We start from the raw sequence: 17,937 nt of genomic DNA on the forward strand, positions 1-17,937 counted from the left end.
GCACCTTGGTTGCATCAACTTGGTGCATTTTTGATGTTTGGATCAGGATAAAATCGATGAGCGATGTGAATACACGGTTGGAGCATATTTTTCAGCAGGTGGTACGCCGCAATCAGGGCGAGCTTGAGTTCCATCAAGCAGTAAAAGAGGTGATTGAAACCCTCGGCCCGGTGCTGGAGAAACACCCTGAATACGCCGAGCACAAAATTATTGAGCGCATTTGTGAGCCGGAGCGCCAAATTATTTTCCGTGTACCCTGGCAAGATGACAAAGGCGAGGTGCAAATCAATCGTGGTTTTCGTGTCGGTTTTAACAGCGCGCTTGGCCCTTACAAAGGCGGCCTGCGTTTTCACCCTTCGGTGTCGCTTGGCACTATCAAGTTTTTAGGCTTTGAGCAGACCTTTAAAAATGCCCTGTCGGGCATGCCGATTGGTGGCGCCAAAGGCGGTGCGGATTTTGACCCCAAGGGCAAATCCGATGGGGAAGTGATGCGTTTCTGCCAGAGTTTTATGACTGAGCTCTATCGTCACATTGGTGAGTTCACCGACGTACCTGCTGGTGACATAGGCGTTGGCGGCCGCGAGATTGGCTATTTGTTTGGCCAATACAAGCGCATCACCAATCGCTACGAATCCGGTGTATTAACCGGTAAAAACCCCAGCTGGGGTGGCGCACTGGTGCGCCGCGAAGCAACGGGTTACGGCGCGGTATTTTTTGCTGAAGAAATGTTGAAGGCGCGTGGCGAATCTATTGAAGGTAAAACCTGCGTGGTATCCGGTTCGGGTAACGTAGCGATTTATGCGATTGAAAAATTGCATCAACTCGGCGCCAAAGTGGTTGCCTGTTCCGATTCCAACGGCGTGATTTATGATCGCAACGGCATCGATCTTGAACTGATGAAACAAATCAAAGAGGTGAAGCGCCAGCGCGTGAGCGAATATGTGAAATCGCATCCGCACGCCCAGTACATTGAAAAGGGTAATGTATGGGATGTGCCTTGCCAGCTCGCCTTCCCTTGTGCGACACAAAACGAATTGGATGAAGCTTCTGCCAAAGTCTTGGTTGCCAACGGCCTGATTGCCCTGAGTGAAGGTGCCAACATGCCAGTGACTCCTGGCGGCATCAAAGTGCTACAAACGGCGGGTGTTTCCTATGCGCCGGGTAAAGCGGCTAACGCCGGTGGTGTGGCAACCTCGGCGCTGGAAATGCAGCAAAATGCCAGCCGCGATGCCTGGTCATTTGAATACACTGAAGAGCGTCTGCACAAAATTATGTGCAACATTCATCGCGATTGTTTTGAAACGGCTAAAGAATACGGTCAGCCCGGCAACTATGTTGTGGGTGCCAACATTGCGGGCTTCCGCCGCGTTGCAGAGGCGATGGTCGCCTTTGGCATTATTTGATAGCTGTTATTTAATCGTTGTGATTCGTTTGGTGTAAGGTAATTTTTTATCACCAGTTAAAAATCGCGCGGTGTTTGGTTACGCCGCGCGATTTTTTTTGTGCGCAACGCCATGTTGTTGCGCGCGTGTTGTTAAGCCTTTGCGCAACAAACTCTGCAATTCATCTGCCCCCTCTTGCCACACGCCTAACTGTGAATCACTGTTGATGTGCCCTACATTTTTCAAACGCAAAAAATCAGTTCCCCACAGCAGTGCCCAGTAAGCGGCTTTACTTTCACTGAGCCAGGGATCATTGCTGCTGGCGATGATTTTGCCCGGCACATTCAGTGGCTGCTGGGGCAGGTGTTGTGCCAGTTGAAATTTATCCGGGTCCGCTGGCGCCACTAAAAAGAGTGCGGCAATTTGTGCCGGGTTTTCGGCAGCGATACTGGCACTGGCCAGTGTGCCGAAACTGTGTGCGATGACTATGGCGGGTTTATCGCTGTTGTTTAATTCAGTGCGAATGGCGGCTTTCCATTTATCCAGATCCGGCGTTGCCCAGTCATCCAACTGGATGCGTTTGCTGTGTGGCACCTGTGCTTGCCACACGCTTTGCCAATGATGTTCATCGCTGTTGCGCAAGCCCGGCACAATAATTACCGAAAATGCTTCCAGCAGATGCGGGAGCCGCAAAGGTTTATTTGGTCGTAGTGATTGATGCGCGATGAGTGCCACCCGTTTGCTCCTCCGGTTATTTTGCTCTGGTGAATGTTTATCACCCGTTGGGAGGCAGCTTAATGGCCGTACATTTTTTTGAGAAAGAATTCTTTTGTCTTTGCTTATTCCATTGCTAGCGGATTCTATGGCTGGCTGATGGTGCAGTTATAACTTGCTAAATGCGAGTGCAATACCGGCTGCTACTAATAAGCCTCCTGAAATCCAATTAAACCAACGCTGGTTTGCCGGGGTTTTTAGCCAATACATAATACTGCGCCCACCCAGTGCGTATACACTCATCCAGACTAAATCCATAGCGACAAAAATCACCGTGAGTAGCAAAAACTGCGGTGCAAGGCTGTGCTGTACATTAATAAATTGTGGAAACAGCGCACCAAAATAAATTAATCCTTTGGGGTTGGTAACCGCGATAATAAATGCGCGGCTAAAAATTTGTTGATGGTGAGCCGGTGCGCTTATCGCAGTTGTAGTGATGGGAGATGCGCGCATCAATTGCAGGCCCAAATAAACTAAATAGGCTGCACCTATCCATTTAATGCTGTGAAAAATCCATTCGGCCTGTTCAACCAATAGGCCCAAACCCAGCGCCGAGAGAAGCATCAACACCAGGTTGCCAAGCGTGGCTCCCGCCATGGTGTAAAGCGATTGTTGAAAACCGTAGCGCCCCGCATCGATCATACAGGCAAGCATTACCGGGCCGGGGCTGGCAGAGACTACCAGGGTGATGCTGATAAATAACCAAAGTTGTTCGAGCGGCATAGTGGTTCCTTGGGCGAGGCGCGCAGTCTAGCAGAGCGAGGTGCGGCGTCACTAAAGTCTTCTATACTCAAACCACACTATAGACGTTTAACAGGTGATTTATGTCCAGCAGCATCGCACATGCAATCCAGACCCTTGAGGAGTTATTAAAAGGCTTGGATCAAGCCTATTGGGAAGCAAACAGTTTGGATCGCAAAGATTTTTTTTACGATTTAATCAGCGCGTTGCATGCGGAGTTATCGGAGCTGAATAAATTAAGTGTGCAGGATCATCATCTGGAATATGAATCAGTGACTGAAGAATTCCGTGCAGCGCGCCCCAAGCTCAGCCGCTTGCGCAAATTGGTGGATGATTTTGCCTTGCGCTCTACTACAGCCGTGCGGCTGGAAAATCTGATCAACCAAACGCTGGTATTAATGGGGCGACCCAGCGGCTTGCTGTAATTGCCGCCCGGCTTGATGGTGTTGCGGAGGTTATAGCCATTTCGTATGAGTGGTTTTTGGTTATCGCAAAATAATTTAAAAGTTGTCAGACAAAAACTGGCATCGCGCAAAAAGCGAGCGATACTTGAAATACCGGAAGCGAAAGTTCCTGTGGGGTAAAAGGCATGAGTGATTGCCCCATCGATGTAGGAGCCAGTGGTGCTTTTGGGCGGGTTTTTTAGTGGCCCGGTTTGGAATCCCTTTCTTTGTAATCTAGTATGGTCTTGGCCGGCATCCTGTGGTGTCGGCTTTTTTTTGTTTTTTTGAGCCCGAGGCATGACCATGAAAAGAAACCATTTGATCATCGGGTTGTTTGCTCTGGGGTGGAGTGGTCAGCTCGCTGCGCAAAGTTGTTTGGAATCCGAGGCATTAATCGCACTGGATGGGCGTTATGAAACCGCGCTGCAAACCGGCGACGTCGAATTTTTACAAGCCTTGCTCGCCCCCGAGTTTTCCTGGGTACATAACCTGGCGAGCATGAAAGAAACCAAGGCTGGATTGATTGCTCGCCTGCAACAGGAAAGTGAGCAACCCAAAGCGCGCAAATCTCACGATATAACGACTCATCGCCTGGGTAATACCGCGGTATTACAGGGTGTCAGCAGTGTGGAAAAATGGAATGCGGATGGTAAAACCTATCGCACCCTGCGCTATCAATTTATACGCACCTATGTGGCACAGGGCAGTCAATGCAAATTGCTGGCAGTGCAGACCATGAAAGTCTCGTCACCTGAAAGTCAGGTTGAGTGATTCATCCTGAATCAAATTTCTGCCCGCGGTAAAAAGCAAAAGGCGCTATAGGCGCCTTTTGCTTTTTAGTTTATTGCACACCGGGTTAATCAGGCGCGCGGATATTTTTTTGCCCATTTCGCATAGCGTTTTAATACGGCGTTGGGTGAGTTGGTATACCAGGCGTAACCTTCGCGCCGCTCTTTAGAGACCTTTCCTACCTCGTAGTGAATGGAGTCATCGCGATCACCAAAAATGGGCTTGTTGGTGCCCAGTTCATAAAAGCGTGCCCACATGGGCGGCGCGTCTTGTTTGTCGGTGAGTGTGGCCGCGCCACGCACCCAGGTTTTGCCGGTGATTTTGGTGGTTTCATACCAGGCGGCAGCTGAGTGCACGGCGTTGATAATCGCCGGGCTTGGGTTGTCCAGGGTCATTAAAAAATCCAGCATCCAGACACTTTCCGAACTGGTGAGCGCGGCCATTTCATAGGCGCGGGCCTTGGCTGGCTGCAGGGTTTTGGCATCGTGCTGGGCGCCCCATACCGTGAGCACGCCGTTGTTCATCACCTGGGATTTAAGGACGCATTCCAGCGCGCGCTCAAGACTTGCCTGTGCCGCCTGGCGTTGGGCCGGGGTGACAAAATCGAATTCGTTTTTGCCCTTGGCGACACTATGTAACACCACCATCAAATCGTGCATCAGCGCATCGTTATAAGTGATGTGATCGTGGTATCCACCCACCAGTGGGAAGCTTTGGGGCCAGCCGCCGTTGGGGTACTGGGCGCTGAGGATTAATTGCAAACCGCGCTCAAAGGCGGTGCGGTAGCGGTTGCCGCCAGTGGCTTTGAATGCGCGCGCCAGCAGGGTGACCTGGGTGCTGGTGGCGCCGTTATCGAATGTGGGAATGTAGTCGTCCTCTACCCCAAAGGCTTGCCCGCGCAGGCGTGGGTGGGCGGCCATATCAGTGCGTTTGGACCAGCCGCCAGAGGGGGTCTGGAAGGACAGGATGATATCCATGATGCGTTTGCCTTCCGCGGTGTTGAACCACTCCAGCGGTTGCTCGGTATCAAAACCAAATTCTTTGGTGGGGGCCGGACGGGATGGCGATTTCTGCCCCAGGACTTTTAACTCGGCCTCCAATACTGCCTGATCCTGCTGCTGTAATTGTTGTGAGCTGGCCAGATAAGCCGCCCAGTCATTCGTTTGTTGCTGGGCAACGGCGCCGGATTCATTTGACGGCTTGGCGCTAGCGGCGGCATTGGTGTGCGTCAGGGCAGCGCAGGCCATGAGCGCAAGGGCTAAAGCGGATTGTTTGAACATAACTCATACCTGGTTGGGGCAGTGTGAATAGGAATTGTCTGCCAGATGACCGAATTTTTATGCCGGGGTAATGAGTGTTATTGCAGACAATAATCTAGTTAAAGATATTGTCATCGCCAGGGAATAAACCTGACTTTACATCCGCCACGTATTTTTGCATGGCACCGGGGATGTCGTTGGCTTCCAATAAAAAATTCTTGGAGAACTTGGGTGGTTGCTCGGTAAGGCCGAGGATGTCGTTGATCACCAGCACCTGCGCGTCAGTATCGCGCCCGGCACCTATGCCAATCACCGGAATCGGAATCTCGCGGGTGATGCGGGCGGCGAGGGCTGCGGGTACGCATTCCAGCACCAGCAAATCAGCACCAGCCTCGGCGAGCAATTTGGCGTCGCTGAGGATTTTGTCTGCGCCGTTTTCATCGCGCCCCTGCACCCGGAAACCGCCAAATTTATTCACCGATTGCGGTGTTAAACCCAAGTGCGCACACACAGGTACACCGCGTTCGGCGAGCATACGAACAGTTTCGGCAAGCCAGGCGCCGCCTTCCAGTTTCACCATCTGTGCCCCGGCCTGCATGATGCGCATGCAGTTGCGCATGGCGTCCTCGGGGGTGGCGTAGGTCATAAACGGCAGGTCGCCGATGATGAGCGATTTTTTATTGCCGCGCGCCACCGCCTCCACGTGATAAATCATCTGCTCCATGGTGACCGGAATAGTGCTGTCGTACCCCAAAACCGTCATGCCCAGTGAATCGCCAATCAAAACCACTTCAACACCGCAGCGCTCGGCCATGGCAGCCATGTGCGCATCGTAAAGGGAAATAACAACAAACTTTTCGCCATTGGCTTTTAATTTATTGAGCGTATTGATGGTCACGTTTTTAGTGAGCGCGGTATTGGCGGTAGATGTGCGGTTAATGGTGGAATAGGGCATGGCGATTCTCGCTGCAGAAAACGAAAGTGATGCGATTAGCTTAAAGCGCAGGCACCGGGTTGTAATAGTGGCGACCACTTTTAATGGTCAGGATATATTGCACCAGCTGTTTAAAGTGATCGCGATTTTGCGCCAGGTTTAAATCCTTGGCATTAACGATCAGTAAGGGCGCACCATCGTAAAAGTGAAAAAATTCGGTGTAGGCATCGTTGAGTGCTTTTAAATAATCAGCGCTAATGTGCTGTTCCGCGCTAATACCGCGCTGGCGAATACGCTCAAGTAACACATCGAGCGGTGCCTGCAAATAAATTACCAAATCCGGACGCGGGGCGTTGATCACCAGTTTGTCGTACACCTGGCGATAAATATTCAGTTCGTCGTCATCCAGTGTGGTGCGGGCAAATAATTGGTCTTTTTCGATCAGGAAATCTGCCACCCTGACCGGTTCAAAAATATCGTCCTGCCGCAGTGCTTGTAATTGGTTGGCGCGCTGGAATAAAAAAAACAGTTGGGTGGGCAGCGCGGTGGATTTTGGATCGCGATAAAAGCGCTCCAGAAATGGATTCTCTTCCGGCTGCTCCAAGAGCATGTCGTAATTAAATAACTGTGCAATATTGCGCGCGAGGGTGGTTTTGCCCACGCCAATGCAACCTTCTACGGCGATATAACGCGGCAGTTGGGCATGGGTTAAATCCAATCCAAGTTCTTCGAATACAGCGTCCACATTAACTCCTTGCAACTTCAATTCTGAGTTGGCCGATGTAGGCCAGCAGGCTCTTGGTTAGCCACTATCAGGGCGTTAGCGCGCGGGGGATATTCTATTTAAGCCATCAGGCGGGCATTGGGCCAGCCAGTCGCGCAAAACGCTGCCATCTGGCAGATGTAAATCCGGTGTTATGTCCGCCAGCGGGTAGAGGACAAAACTGCGCTGGGTGAGATAGGGGTGAGGAACCGTCAGTCGCTCATTATTAATGATCGCATCGCCGTAGAGCAGGAGATCCAAATCGAGCGTGCGCGGCCCCCAATGCTGGATGCGCACCCGCTGGTGGGCTTGTTCTATCGCCTGCAGTGCGTCCAGTAATTCCAGCGGTGCCAAGTGGGTGTCCAACAGGGCGACGGCGTTGGTGAAGTCGGGTTGTTGGGGGCCAACAGGCGTGCTGGTATAGATTGCCGAGCGCTGCAACAACTGGGTGAGCGGCAGCTGCGATAGCTCGACAAACGCGCGGTTTACCTGCGCCAGTGGATCTTCCAGATTACTGCCCAGACCAATATAGGCCAGCGCCATGGGTTATTCGTTCCCGCCGGGAGCTGCAGCTGGTTTGCGCGAGCGACGGCGGCGCGGTTTGGCTGCGCTTTTGGAGCTTTGTTTGGCCAGGTTTTTAACCATCTCCTCGCGCTCCTCGTCATTGGCGGTCTGGTAGTTGGTCCACCACACACCCAGGCCATCCAGGGCTTCGCCAGCGGCTTCGCGCATCAACAGGAAGTCATAAGCAGCGCGGAAGCGCGGGTGATCAAGCGTGCGCAGGGCGCGCATACCCAAACGGCTTGGCAGGCGCTGTTGTAAGTCCCAAATTTCGCGCATAGGAATCAAGAAACGCTTGGGAATAGCGGTGCGGGTCAGCTGGAGGTTAATCACATTCTGTGCAGCCTGCGCCCAGGCTTGGGCGGGCGTCATCTGGCCTGCCAACTGTTTGAATTGCTGTTGCAGGGCTGGCCAGAGTAGTGCCGCATAAATAAATGCAGGCGTTACCGTTTTGCCGCTGCGAATGCGCTTATCGGTATTGATCATGCATTGTTCGATCAGGTTGCCACCAATTTCATCACCGGCTTTTAAGGCTTTATCGGTGGCGGGCAATAGGTGAGTCAGCAGGTCATAGTCGCGCATCAAGCCAAAGGTGGCGGTCGCTGAGCCATTGAGGAAGAGTTTGAGCACTTCTTCAAACAGGCGGGCGTCAGATACGTTGAGTAATAATCCTGCCAGCTCACGGATGGGTTTGGCGGTATTGGGTTCCAGCGTAAAGCCCAGCTTGGCGGCAAAGCGCAGCGCGCGCAGCATGCGCACCGGGTCTTCCTTGTAGCGCGTGGCCGGGTCGCCAATCATGCGTAAAGTACGGTTTTGCAGGTCTTCCATGCCATTGCAATAGTCGATGACCGAGAAGTCTTTCAGGGTGTAATAGAGCGCGTTAACGGTAAAGTCGCGGCGCATGGCATCGGTTTCAAGCGTGCCGTATACATTGTCGCGCAACAGCATGCCGTCTTCGCTGCGTGCTGCGTGCTGGGAGCTGTCGTCATGGTGACCGCGGAAGGTCGTTACCTCAATGACTTCGCGCCCCATGCGCACATGGACTATCTGGAAGCGACGGCCAACAATACGCGCGCTGCGAAACAGGCGTTTTACTTCATCCGGCGTGGCATTGGTGGCCACGTCAAAGTCTTTAGGGTGGCCGCCCAACAAAAGATCGCGAACCCCGCCGCCTACCAAATAAGCTGCAAAACCCGCATCTTCCAATTGTTTGATGATTTTAATCGCGGCTGAACTAATGTTCTTGCGGGAAATCGTATGTTGATCGCGAGGAATAATAGCGGCGCCATCGCGATTGCGCGCAGGGGGCGTTTTTGTAGAATCCTTGGAACCGGAAGTGAAGAGGTTTAGCAAGCGTTTGAGCATGGTGTCTCGCTGGGGGCGTCAGTTGCACAAGAGTGGCGAGTTTAGCAGAAGCTCGGGGTTCTTTACGACCTTGGCCCGGCTGTGGTTGCTTGAATGATAGCTTGGGTGATCTCAAGACCCGAAAATCTCAAGGCAGTAAATTTTAATAGTGTCGTAAAAGCAAAACGGGAAAGCTTTCGCTTTCCCGTTGGAGGGGGCACCGAGGTGCTGCAAATGGCATTTAATGGGGTGCTTCCGTGCCCATATCCAATCTCGCGTGCTATCCCATCCAGTGCCTGATTTGTATCCGCTTTATTTTAGTGTCTTATTGCTCTTGTTTTCTAGCGTGGCCAATCTACGTCTACGTTATTGTTTTACTTATTTTTATTAATATTTCTGTTGTTATTATTTGTTGTTGTTATGTTTCAGTTTCTACGTTTCTTATTATTTCTTGTTGTTATTTATTAATCTCATTTTCTTATTGTTTGTTGTTGTTATTTTGTTTTTTCCGTTTTTTATTATTTGTTGTTGTTATTAGAGTTTCACATTTAATTCTTATTGTTTGTTTTTGTTATGGCGCTCTAAAAGCAGTTGTTGTGCCATATTTAAAAATGTTAATAAAAACAATAGGTTATGTTTTTTGGTTGGCTTCATATACCTTTTAGTTATTTCGGACGGTTACATATTTAGCCTGTGATTGTTACCGGGAGGCGGGGAAGTAACAGATTTTTTACGGTAACACTTGCGTGACATGGGGTAACAGCGTGGCGGCAAAAGCTGTTTTTTGGCATCAAAAGTTATCAATTTTGTCACCCAAACAAAAATCCCCGCGAGCCTGGAGGCTGGCGGGGATTTTTGTGGCTGGGTGGGGCTGCTACTTGCCGCTACTGGCTCCGGCTTTGGTGCGGGGAATACCCAAGCGCTGGCGGCGCTCCCACAGGCACTTACGGCTTACTCCCAGCTTGCGCGCCAGCTCGGTTTCGCTCATGGTGTCTTGATGTTCCAGTACGAAACGCTGGAAATAGTCCTCCAGCGAGAGATCCTCGGTTGAATTACTACTGGCACGGCTTGCCAGTCGAGCGGGTTCAAATACCGAGCTGCCGGTATTGTCATTCAAATCCGGTGAATCCATATCAATAGAGAGCAGGTGGTCGCCGATTTCGGTGCTGTCTTCGCAGAGAATCACCGCGCGCTGCATTGCATTTTCCAATTCGCGCACGTTACCCGGCCAGTTGTAGCTCATGATTGCATCCATTGCCGCCGAAGATAGTCTGAGCTGAGGTTTCCCAAACTGTGTGCAATAGCGCTGCAGCAGTGATTCAGCAATGCTGATGATGTCGCGACCGCGCTCGCGCAGTGGCGGCAATTCCAGCTGCATCACATTAATGCGGAAATAAAGGTCTTCGCGGAACTTGCCTTCGCGCGCCAGTTTGCGCAGGTCGCGGTGGGTTGCGGCGACAAGGCGCACATCAACCTTGCGCGATTCCACAGAGCCTAGTGGACGCACTTCACCCTCTTGCAAGACCCGCAGCAAGCGGGCTTGGGCTTCCAAAGGCAGCTCGCCGATTTCATCCAAAAACAGGGTGCCACCGTCGGCAGCGGCAACCAAGCCTTCGCGATTGTTGGAGGCGCCGGTAAAAGCGCCTTTTTCATAGCCGAAGAGTTCAGATTCGATCAGTGTGTCGGGAATGGCGGCGCAGTTGACCGAGATCATCAGATGGTTATTGCGATTACTCTCTTCGTGCAGTGCGCGTGCGACTAGCTCTTTGCCCGTGCCGGTTTCACCGTGAATCAAAACCGTGGCGTTAGTTGGCGCTATTTTGTGGATACGGTTATACAAATCTTGCATTACATCGCTGGAGCCAATCATGCCGGCGATGGTGGTGCTGGCGGTTTGGTTGTTGGCGGCAATTTTATTGGCTGCCTTGGCCTTGCCTATGACCCGCTTTACCGCATTGACCATTTCATCGTGGTCAAAGGGCTTGGCAATGTAGTCAACGGCGCCCATGCGCATGGAATCAACCGCTGAACGCAAGCTGGCATAGCTGGTCATGATCAGCACTGGCGTGTCGCCAGCGAGTTTGATCAGATCGGTTCCCGGCGCACCCGGCAGGCGCAGGTCGCTGACGATCAGATCAAAATCCTTTAGTTGGAACTTGGAGGTGGCCTCCTTGACAGAGGGTGCTTCGCTAACCTCGTACTGGTTGCGCTCAAGCAATTTGCGCAGTGCGGTACGGATGATGGTTTCGTCTTCAACAATCAGAATCTTACTCATAGCTATCCGGGTCTTGCGTCTAGTGTTACTGGTAAATAGCTGGCAAGGCGCGCTTGCGAGCCGCGGGTGTTGATTGGGTTACATTCAGGCATCCATTAAGGAGTCAAGATGGCGCGGCAGTGTTATCTCAAAGCGGGCGCCACGATTGTGTACAGTATCGGCGGGGCTAATGATGTCCATATGGCCGCTGTGATCTTCGACAATGCTATACACCATGGCCAATCCCAAGCCTGTACCTTCACCGGGTTCTTTAGTTGTAAAGAAGGGTTCCAGGATGCGTTCGATCAGCTCGGGTGGAATACCATGCCCCTCATCGGTAACAAAAACTGTTACCGAATCCTCATCTTCGTTACTTTCTAGCATAACACGCCCTTGCTCGGGGCTGGCATCCCGGGCGTTAGATAAAAGGTTTATAAAAACCTGAATCATCCTCTGTGCATCGCCAGCGATGATGGCGGTTTTGGGTATGTCGTTGCAGAAGAGCACCTGGTTTTTGTCCTTTTGCAGTGACAACAGGTGAATTGCTTCGTTGGCGCAGTCGCGCAAGGACACCGCTTCGAATTCAGTTTTACTGGCGTGACCAGCGTGGGAGAAACTTACCAGGGACTGCACAATGCGCCCAACCCGGTCGGTCTGACTGAGGATTTGCTCCGCAGTTTCCAGTACTTCTGCTGGGTCAGTCGAATCATATTTGAGGTTTTGGGCGAGGCAGGCGATACCGGTAATCGGGTTGCCGATTTCATGGGCAACCCCTGCTGCCAAGCGGCCTACCGACGCCAAACGCTCGGAGTGCACCAGCTCTTGCTCCAATAGCTGGGTTTCGGTGACGTCTTCCAGCAGCATGACCTGATCGTAAACACCGGCGGTAAGTGTGCCTTCAATATGGGCTTTGTGCAGGCTGATCCAGTGGGGGCGATTGTCCAGTTCTATCTCACGGCGATAAAAATGCGGTTCGTTGCTTTGGCTGAAATCAATCAGCAGGCTGCACCAGGGTTCGGGGATGTCCTCCAGATAAGAGCCGGTTACATCGCCGCTGGGAATGCCGGTCAGCTCCGCCATGGCGCGGTTCCACATTAGCACTTCCATATCGCGGCCCAGTGAGCAGACTGCCATGGGCAACTCTTCCAGGGTTTTGCGGTGATAGAGGCGCAGGGTGTTGAGTTCGGCGGCCATGCCGGTTAAGTGTTCCCGGTACTCGGAGAGGCGGCTCTCGATCAGGTTGATATCCACGGTGTTGCGGGTTTCTGCAACCACATGGGGGATGTAGGTATCCATGATTTCGCTCGCCACATGAATACCCATCAGGCTCGACAGGTTGCCCTCGATCTGGTCGCGCAAGCGGCGCAGCGCATAGGGGCGGCGCTCGTCTATGCCCAGACTCAATTCTTTCAGGGCTATATCCACCTCGCGGCTGGCGGTCACTTTGCCCAGGGGTTTGGCGAGGCGATGTTTGAATTCGGCGGCGGAATGCACATCCAGCGCCTGGCGTACCGGATGGCTAAGTTCGTCGGCGGCGCAGACATCGGCGCTGTATTGCTCGTCATCCGTTTGTGTGGTTGCCAGCGAAATCACCACAAAACACAGGGTGTTTAAGCTGATGGACAGCAGGGTGACCTGGCTCCAGTATTCGATGCCAACCGGAATTGCCCAGTCCACTAAAGGTATGGGTAGATATTCCATGCCTGTCAGCATTGGCACTAACAGCCCCAGCGCCCATATGCCGGTGCCGACACCCAGGCCGGCAATGACTCCGCGCCGGTTGCCCTTGCTCCAAAAAACAATCGCAAAGGTAGCGGGCAAGAATTGCAGGGTTTCGATAAAGGCGGTCATCGCCAGATGGCTCAGGCTGAAGCGGTTATCGAGAATCCAGTAGAGCAGGTAGGCACCCAGGAAAATAGTGGCGATCAAAATCCGGCGCAGCCAGATAAGTTGGCTGTAAAGATCGCTGCGGGTACGCAGTTTCAGGCTGGGCAATAACCAGTGGTTCATCACCATAGTGGACAGTGCCAGAGAAATAACCACCATGGCGCCGGTGGCGGCAGATAAGCCACCAATAAAAGCAAGCAGTGTCAGGCCGGGTGAGTCAAACAGAATGGGTACACCCAGGGTGTAGTACTGGGGCGGTAGCGGAACCGAAAGCTCGGTGCCGGCCCAGAGGATGGGGAAAATCGGTAGTGCCATCAGCAACAGAAACAGGGAAAACGCCCAGGTCACAGTGCGAGAGTTGCGCATCAGCGGGTTTTCAGCCAAACCCAAATGGAAAATATGCGGCATGGTGACGGCTGTCGCCACAAACACCAGCAGCAGTGTATGGGTTGAGTCGGTGTGGATGGGGCTGTGCAGCAGTGCCAGGTTTTCCGGGTGATCCAGCAGCCACTGATCCAAGCCTTCCAGCCCATCAAATACGCCAAAAACTGCCACTAATCCAATCGCACAGAGGGCGCAGACTTTAACCAATGACTCAAACGCCATGGCGGTGATCAAGCCCCGGTGCTGGTCGCGGTTGGCGCCAAATGAAATGGTAAAAAAAGCGAGGATGGCGCAGTAGCACAGGGCCATCAAATCCTTAAAGGTAAGCCCTGTGCCTTGCAGTGGTAGTGATGGGTTACCGCTGACGGTGAGGATATGCATGGTGTCGGCAATTGCCTGAATCTGCAGTGCCATCAGCGGCAAAATGCCGCACAGCATACACAGGGTGGTGAGTGCTCCCACGCTGTGGCTGTGGTAGCGGAATACCAATAAGTCGGCGAGAGAGTGAACCTGATGGCGGCGCGCCAGCTCTGCCAAAGGGGCGAGCGCAACGGGCGCAAATAAAAACAGTGCGCCTGTGCCAATGTAATACGCGAGCGCGCCATACCCGTATTGGAAGGCCAGGTCGATAACGCCGTAAAACGCCCAGGCGCTGGCAAAAATACCCAGCGATAAAATGTAAGTAATCGGGTGAGAGGTGACCACCTCGGGTATCCAGCCGCGCTCGGTGATATAGGCAATGCCAAAGAGCAGGAGCAGATAGCAGAGGCCGATAAGCGCAACTTGGCTGAGATCAAATGTCATTATGCAATATTCTTATAAAAGTGGATTGCTGTCCGGCTGGAGTGTGGTGCCGGGGTTAATCAGTCCGGTCTGTGTGGTTATTAATCAAAGTCCTGATGGTTCTTGCGCCGGATTTGCATCACAAACGCCACCAGAATTACGCCCACCCAGACAATATACGGCCGATACCAGGCGCCTTGGGGGTCGAGAATCCAGTTGAACAGGCTAGGGGAGAATATATAGGCCACCAGCAGTAGCAAAATAACCAGGCGTTGATTGTTCATGAGAGTAATTCCTGAGCACTGCCCTTAGTGGTTTGCAGCTGCGCTTGTTGCGACCGTGAATCTTCGCGGTTGTTATTCTTCTTGATACCAGTAACCAAGGCCTTTAATGGCTTGGGGCTGCCAGTGTGCCTGCGCCCAGTCGAGTAGTTCGGAAGTGGAAGCGCGCGCCAAGTCCGCAGGGGGATTCTGCCCTAAAAAGGCTAGCCCATGCCACAGGTTCCTGCCTGCCTTGTTGTTATCCAGCGCTTTGGCCTGATTTTGTTTGCTGAGTTTCTGGCCATTGGCTTGTAGCGCCAGGGGGATGTGCCCATAAGCGGGGCGCGGCGCTTCAAGCAGGTCAAACAGACGCAGTTGGCGGGCGGTTACCTCCAGCAGGTCGCTGCCGCGGATAATATGGGTAATGCCCTGAAATATATCATCGACCACTACGGCTAATTGATAGGCATAAAAGCCATCGCGCCGTTTAAGGATTTGATCGCCCGCCTGGGTGCGCAGATTTTGCGATTGGGCTCCCTGAAATAGATCGACAAATTCAATGCTGTCATCGCAAGGGTGGCCGGGAATATCGTAAAGCTTGAGGCGGATGGCTTGCGGGCTGCTGTCATTCCGCTGGCGGGCACGGCAGCGGCCGTCATAAATACCGCCCATGGCAGCCAGTTGTTGGCGTGAACAGGTGCAAGGGTAGGCGAGTTCACGAGCGATCAACCCGTTGAGGCTGGCTTCATAGGCGCTATGGCGGCTGCTTTGGTAGATCAGTGTTTCATCCCACTCAAGTCCGTGGGTTTCGAGGGCTTGCAGGATTAGATCGGCTGCACCGGGTTGTTCGCGCGGCGGGTCTAGATCTTCCATGCGTACCAGCCAGTGGCCGCGATTGGCTTTGGCGTCCAGAAAGCTGGCAAGGGCCGTGACCAGAGAGCCAAAATGCAGCGGCCCGGTAGGTGATGGCGCAAAGCGCCCGCGATAAGGCGAGGTTGCGGTAACCGGTGGTTGTTCAGGGATTGGTGCTGGGAGTGATGAGGCAGGCATAAAATAAAAGAGGCGGGTTTCCCCGCCTCTGCGAACCGGCTTTAACCGCCGATTTGTTTTTCTTTGATTTCAGCGAGGGTTTTGCAATCCACGCACAGTGTCGCGGTTGGGCGGGCCTCAAGGCGACGAATGCCGATTTCTACACCGCAGGCATCGCAGTAGCCGTAGTCGTTGTTTTCAATCAGCTCCAGAGTGCTGTCGATTTTTTTGATCAGCTTGCGCTCGCGGTCGCGGGTGCGCAGTTCAAGGCTGAACTCCTCTTCCTGGCTGGCGCGGTCGGCCGGATCAGGAAAGTTAGCCGCTTCATCTTTCATGTGGCTAACGGTGCGATCTACTTCTTCCATCAGCTCTGAACGCCAGTTGAGCAGCAATTGTCTGAAATGCGCCTTCTGGTTATCGTTCATATACTCTTCGCCTTTTTTCTCCACATAGGGAGTGAAAGGGCGGAGTGCAAAGGTTTCAGTAGAAGGTGATTTTTTCGCCATAGGTAGCGCCTCGTAAGACATCCTGGATCATCAATCAGCTGCACCAGGGGGTGGGCAGAATTAGAAGGGGGAGCAAGCTATCAGATAACATATGGGAGTGCTAGCGTTTTTTCGCTGCATGCGGCCCGGTTAGCCTTGGCGGCTCAAATCCTGCCCCGACTTATGTCCTAAACCAAAACTATAACCGTAAAGTGCGGCATTTGTGCTTCAATTTGTTGCCGTTATCGCGGGTTTTTTGGTCTTTTATTGGGTTGTATAACTATGAATTTATCTGCCCCTTGTGGTTTTGAGAATGGTGTGGGGGAGGTGGATTCTCTTTATCCTGCTGTGCTGCTCAGGCGCTACAAGCGCTTCCTTGCCGATGTTCGCCTCGCGGACGGCAGCGAAATAACCATCCATTGCCCCAATACCGGCTCGATGAAAAATTGTGTGGTGGTTGACGGCCCCTGTTGGTATTCGGTGTCGCCCAACAAAACCCGCAAATATCCACAAACCCTGGAAATTGTCACTGCGCCGGGTGGTCACTGGGCGGGCATTAATACCGGGCGCGCCAACCAACTGGTTGCTGCGGCACTGGAGGCCGGCGTGATTAAGGAGCTTCTGGGCTACAAGCATATCCAGCGCGAGCAGGTGTATGGCGACGAAAAATCACGCATCGATTTTTTACTGACAGATCACTGCTCGGATAAATGCGCCTGTTATCTGGAGGTGAAAAACCTGACCTTGATGGAGGCGGAGGGCGAAGGGTATTTCCCTGATGCTGTCAGTGCCCGCGGCACCAAGCACTTGCGGGAATTAAAGTTAATGGTGGCCCGGGGGCAGCGCGCAGTGCTCTTGTTTTGCGTGCAGCACACAGGTATCCGGCAGGTCAGCCCGGCAGATCACATCGATAAACTTTATGCCGACACCCTGCGCGAGGTAAAAGCGGCCGGTGTTGAGGTTATCGCTTATGGCGTGCCGCAGGATGCTAGCTTGCATCCCTGGCGTTTGGTGCAGCCGCTTCCGGTGGTTTGTTAGGGGTTTTTCCGCCAAAGTTGACCACTGCTACGGCCCCCAGAATCAGTAGTGTCGCACTGTATTCGGGCCAGCCCGGCTGTTCGCCCAGAAGATAAATACTGGATATCACCCCAATCAGCGGAGTCATGAGCGAGGAGAGTGAAGATACGCTGACCGGCACCAGGCTGACCAAGCGCACCCAGGCCCAGTAACAGAACATAAACGCAAAAAACACGTTATAAACCACGCCCCACAGGGCTAGCTTGGAGGGAAGTTGCCGCGGTGCCCCATCTACTATCGCTGCCGCCACCATAATGGGCAGGCTGGCCAATAGCAGTAGCCAGCCGGTTAACACCACGGTGTTGAGTGGAATTTGCCAGAGTTTCATCAGCACTGTGCCGGCAGCCCAGGACCAGGCTGCCGCTACCATCAGTAGCGCACCGAGCAGGAGTTGTATGTTCAGCGGGCCGCTAAACCAGGCGATTAAAGACTCGCTCATCAGTGCAGCTATACCGCCAATCCCCAGTAGCAGGGCAATACCGACCCGCAGGCTGAATTTGTCCTGTAATACCCAGACCGAGAGCAACACCGTCCAGATGGGCATGGTGTAACCGAGTAATGCCGAGCGCCCGGCCGGGAGCAGGCTCAGGCCGTAGGTCGCCATCACATTCCAGCCAACAATATTCAGCAGGCAAACCCAGCAGAGTTTTTTGATGTAACCCACCGGCAGTGCAATGGATAAACCCGAGGCGCGCGCCAACCCGAGTATGCCCAATCCACCAAAGAACAGACAAAAAGCGCGAAAGCTCAGCGGTGGAATTTCGCTGATAATAAATTTCATGATGGGC

General features: G+C 52.9%; 17 protein-coding genes. 4 read left to right on the plus strand and 13 right to left on the minus strand.

Annotated features, from left to right (window positions below; genetic code table 11):
- The first annotated feature begins 56 nt into the window (after positions 1-56).
- Positions 57-1,403: an NADP-specific glutamate dehydrogenase gene (gdhA, locus tag ACFODX_RS09595; protein WP_378118482.1), complete on the plus strand. Its 1,347-nt coding sequence runs from the start codon at positions 57-59 to the stop codon at positions 1,401-1,403.
- A gap of 78 nt (positions 1,404-1,481) precedes the next feature.
- On the opposite strand, the gene ACFODX_RS09600 is transcribed toward gdhA, so the two are convergent.
- Together ACFODX_RS09600 and ACFODX_RS09605 are read right to left on the minus strand one after the other, a co-directional pair.
- The gene (locus ACFODX_RS09600; protein WP_378118484.1) at positions 1,482-2,117 is read right to left on the minus strand and encodes an RBBP9/YdeN family alpha/beta hydrolase; all 636 of its coding nucleotides are present in this window, start codon (positions 2,115-2,117) and stop codon (positions 1,482-1,484) included.
- 147 nt (positions 2,118-2,264) lie between these two features.
- A complete protein-coding gene (locus tag ACFODX_RS09605) occupies positions 2,265-2,879 on the minus strand; it encodes a LysE family translocator (RefSeq protein WP_378118486.1) in 615 nt (204 codons plus the stop codon).
- A 101-nt stretch (positions 2,880-2,980) separates the two neighbouring features.
- Between ACFODX_RS09605 and ACFODX_RS09610 the strand changes: the two genes are divergently transcribed.
- Both ACFODX_RS09610 and ACFODX_RS09615 read left to right on the plus strand, forming a co-directional pair.
- A complete protein-coding gene (locus ACFODX_RS09610) occupies positions 2,981-3,322 on the plus strand; it encodes a hypothetical protein (protein WP_378118488.1) in 342 nt (113 codons plus the stop codon).
- Between the two features lie 321 nt (positions 3,323-3,643).
- Positions 3,644-4,111: a nuclear transport factor 2 family protein gene (locus tag ACFODX_RS09615; protein ID WP_378118490.1), complete on the plus strand. Its 468-nt coding sequence runs from the start codon at positions 3,644-3,646 to the stop codon at positions 4,109-4,111.
- Positions 4,112-4,200: 89 nt separating this feature from the next.
- Here ACFODX_RS09615 and pelA read toward each other — a convergent pair whose 3' ends face one another.
- The 10 genes from pelA to dksA all read right to left on the minus strand — a co-directional run bounded on the left by pelA (position 4,201) and on the right by dksA (position 16,093).
- Complete coding sequence (gene pelA / locus ACFODX_RS09620) at positions 4,201-5,409, minus strand: pectate lyase (protein ID WP_378118492.1); 1,209 nt, start codon at positions 5,407-5,409, stop codon at positions 4,201-4,203.
- A gap of 94 nt (positions 5,410-5,503) precedes the next feature.
- Positions 5,504-6,343 carry a 3-methyl-2-oxobutanoate hydroxymethyltransferase gene (gene panB / locus ACFODX_RS09625; protein WP_378118494.1) on the minus strand — a complete coding sequence of 280 codons (840 nt, stop codon included), beginning with the start codon at positions 6,341-6,343 and terminating at the stop codon, positions 5,504-5,506.
- A 40-nt stretch (positions 6,344-6,383) separates the two neighbouring features.
- Complete coding sequence (locus tag ACFODX_RS09630; protein ID WP_378118496.1) at positions 6,384-7,067, minus strand: deoxynucleoside kinase; 684 nt, start codon at positions 7,065-7,067, stop codon at positions 6,384-6,386.
- 75 nt (positions 7,068-7,142) lie between these two features.
- Entirely contained in the window at positions 7,143-7,628 is a 486-nt protein-coding gene (gene folK, locus ACFODX_RS09635; protein WP_378118498.1) for a 2-amino-4-hydroxy-6-hydroxymethyldihydropteridine diphosphokinase, read from the minus strand.
- A gap of 3 nt (positions 7,629-7,631) precedes the next feature.
- A complete protein-coding gene (pcnB, locus tag ACFODX_RS09640) occupies positions 7,632-9,011 on the minus strand; it encodes a polynucleotide adenylyltransferase PcnB (protein WP_378118500.1) in 1,380 nt (459 codons plus the stop codon).
- A gap of 853 nt (positions 9,012-9,864) precedes the next feature.
- Positions 9,865-11,265 (minus strand): sigma-54-dependent transcriptional regulator, encoded by a 1,401-nt coding sequence (locus ACFODX_RS09645; protein WP_378118502.1) that lies wholly within the window; start codon positions 11,263-11,265, stop codon positions 9,865-9,867.
- 84 nt (positions 11,266-11,349) lie between these two features.
- Positions 11,350-14,319, minus strand: a complete 2,970-nt coding sequence (locus ACFODX_RS09650; protein ID WP_378118504.1) for an ATP-binding protein — start codon at positions 14,317-14,319, stop codon at positions 11,350-11,352.
- A gap of 80 nt (positions 14,320-14,399) precedes the next feature.
- The gene (locus tag ACFODX_RS09655) at positions 14,400-14,582 is read right to left on the minus strand and encodes a hypothetical protein (protein WP_378118506.1); all 183 of its coding nucleotides are present in this window, start codon (positions 14,580-14,582) and stop codon (positions 14,400-14,402) included.
- A gap of 72 nt (positions 14,583-14,654) precedes the next feature.
- Positions 14,655-15,608, minus strand: coding sequence for a tRNA glutamyl-Q(34) synthetase GluQRS (gene gluQRS / locus ACFODX_RS09660; protein ID WP_378118508.1), 954 nt, complete (start codon positions 15,606-15,608; stop codon positions 14,655-14,657).
- A gap of 41 nt (positions 15,609-15,649) precedes the next feature.
- Positions 15,650-16,093: an RNA polymerase-binding protein DksA gene (dksA, locus tag ACFODX_RS09665; RefSeq protein WP_078044117.1), complete on the minus strand. Its 444-nt coding sequence runs from the start codon at positions 16,091-16,093 to the stop codon at positions 15,650-15,652.
- A gap of 261 nt (positions 16,094-16,354) precedes the next feature.
- On the opposite strand from dksA, the gene sfsA reads away from it, so the two are divergent.
- Positions 16,355-17,110 (plus strand): DNA/RNA nuclease SfsA, encoded by a 756-nt coding sequence (sfsA, locus tag ACFODX_RS09670; protein ID WP_378118511.1) that lies wholly within the window; start codon positions 16,355-16,357, stop codon positions 17,108-17,110.
- Here the strand turns inward: sfsA and ACFODX_RS09675 are convergent.
- Complete coding sequence (locus ACFODX_RS09675) at positions 17,061-17,930, minus strand: DMT family transporter (RefSeq protein WP_378118513.1); 870 nt, start codon at positions 17,928-17,930, stop codon at positions 17,061-17,063. The two genes, sfsA and ACFODX_RS09675, sit on opposite strands and share 50 nt — an antisense overlap.
- Positions 17,931-17,937: the final 7 nt, after the last annotated feature.

The organism is Cellvibrio fontiphilus (genome assembly GCF_042646205.1).
Classification (GTDB): domain Bacteria; phylum Pseudomonadota; class Gammaproteobacteria; order Pseudomonadales; family Cellvibrionaceae; genus Cellvibrio; species Cellvibrio fontiphilus_A.

What these genes read in the sequence shown, in the direction of transcription:
- gdhA (WP_378118482.1), top strand. Translation starts at nt 57, where the DNA reads ATGAGCGATGTGAATACACGGTTGGAGCATATTTTTCAGCAGGTGGTA.
- ACFODX_RS09605 (WP_378118486.1), bottom strand. Translation starts at nt 2,879, where the DNA reads ATGCCGCTCGAACAACTTTGGTTATTTATCAGCATCACCCTGGTAGTC.
- ACFODX_RS09610 (WP_378118488.1), top strand. Translation starts at nt 2,981, where the DNA reads ATGTCCAGCAGCATCGCACATGCAATCCAGACCCTTGAGGAGTTATTA.
- ACFODX_RS09615 (WP_378118490.1), top strand. Translation starts at nt 3,644, where the DNA reads ATGAAAAGAAACCATTTGATCATCGGGTTGTTTGCTCTGGGGTGGAGT.
- pelA (WP_378118492.1), bottom strand. Translation starts at nt 5,409, where the DNA reads ATGTTCAAACAATCCGCTTTAGCCCTTGCGCTCATGGCCTGCGCTGCC.
- panB (WP_378118494.1), bottom strand. Translation starts at nt 6,343, where the DNA reads ATGCCCTATTCCACCATTAACCGCACATCTACCGCCAATACCGCGCTC.
- folK (WP_378118498.1), bottom strand. Translation starts at nt 7,628, where the DNA reads ATGGCGCTGGCCTATATTGGTCTGGGCAGTAATCTGGAAGATCCACTG.
- pcnB (WP_378118500.1), bottom strand. Translation starts at nt 9,011, where the DNA reads ATGCTCAAACGCTTGCTAAACCTCTTCACTTCCGGTTCCAAGGATTCT.
- ACFODX_RS09645 (WP_378118502.1), bottom strand. Translation starts at nt 11,265, where the DNA reads ATGAGTAAGATTCTGATTGTTGAAGACGAAACCATCATCCGTACCGCA.
- ACFODX_RS09650 (WP_378118504.1), bottom strand. Translation starts at nt 14,319, where the DNA reads ATGACATTTGATCTCAGCCAAGTTGCGCTTATCGGCCTCTGCTATCTG.
- ACFODX_RS09655 (WP_378118506.1), bottom strand. Translation starts at nt 14,582, where the DNA reads ATGAACAATCAACGCCTGGTTATTTTGCTACTGCTGGTGGCCTATATA.
- gluQRS (WP_378118508.1), bottom strand. Translation starts at nt 15,608, where the DNA reads ATGCCTGCCTCATCACTCCCAGCACCAATCCCTGAACAACCACCGGTT.
- dksA (WP_078044117.1), bottom strand. Translation starts at nt 16,093, where the DNA reads ATGGCGAAAAAATCACCTTCTACTGAAACCTTTGCACTCCGCCCTTTC.
- sfsA (WP_378118511.1), top strand. Translation starts at nt 16,355, where the DNA reads ATGAATTTATCTGCCCCTTGTGGTTTTGAGAATGGTGTGGGGGAGGTG.
- ACFODX_RS09675 (WP_378118513.1), bottom strand. Translation starts at nt 17,930, where the DNA reads ATGAAATTTATTATCAGCGAAATTCCACCGCTGAGCTTTCGCGCTTTT.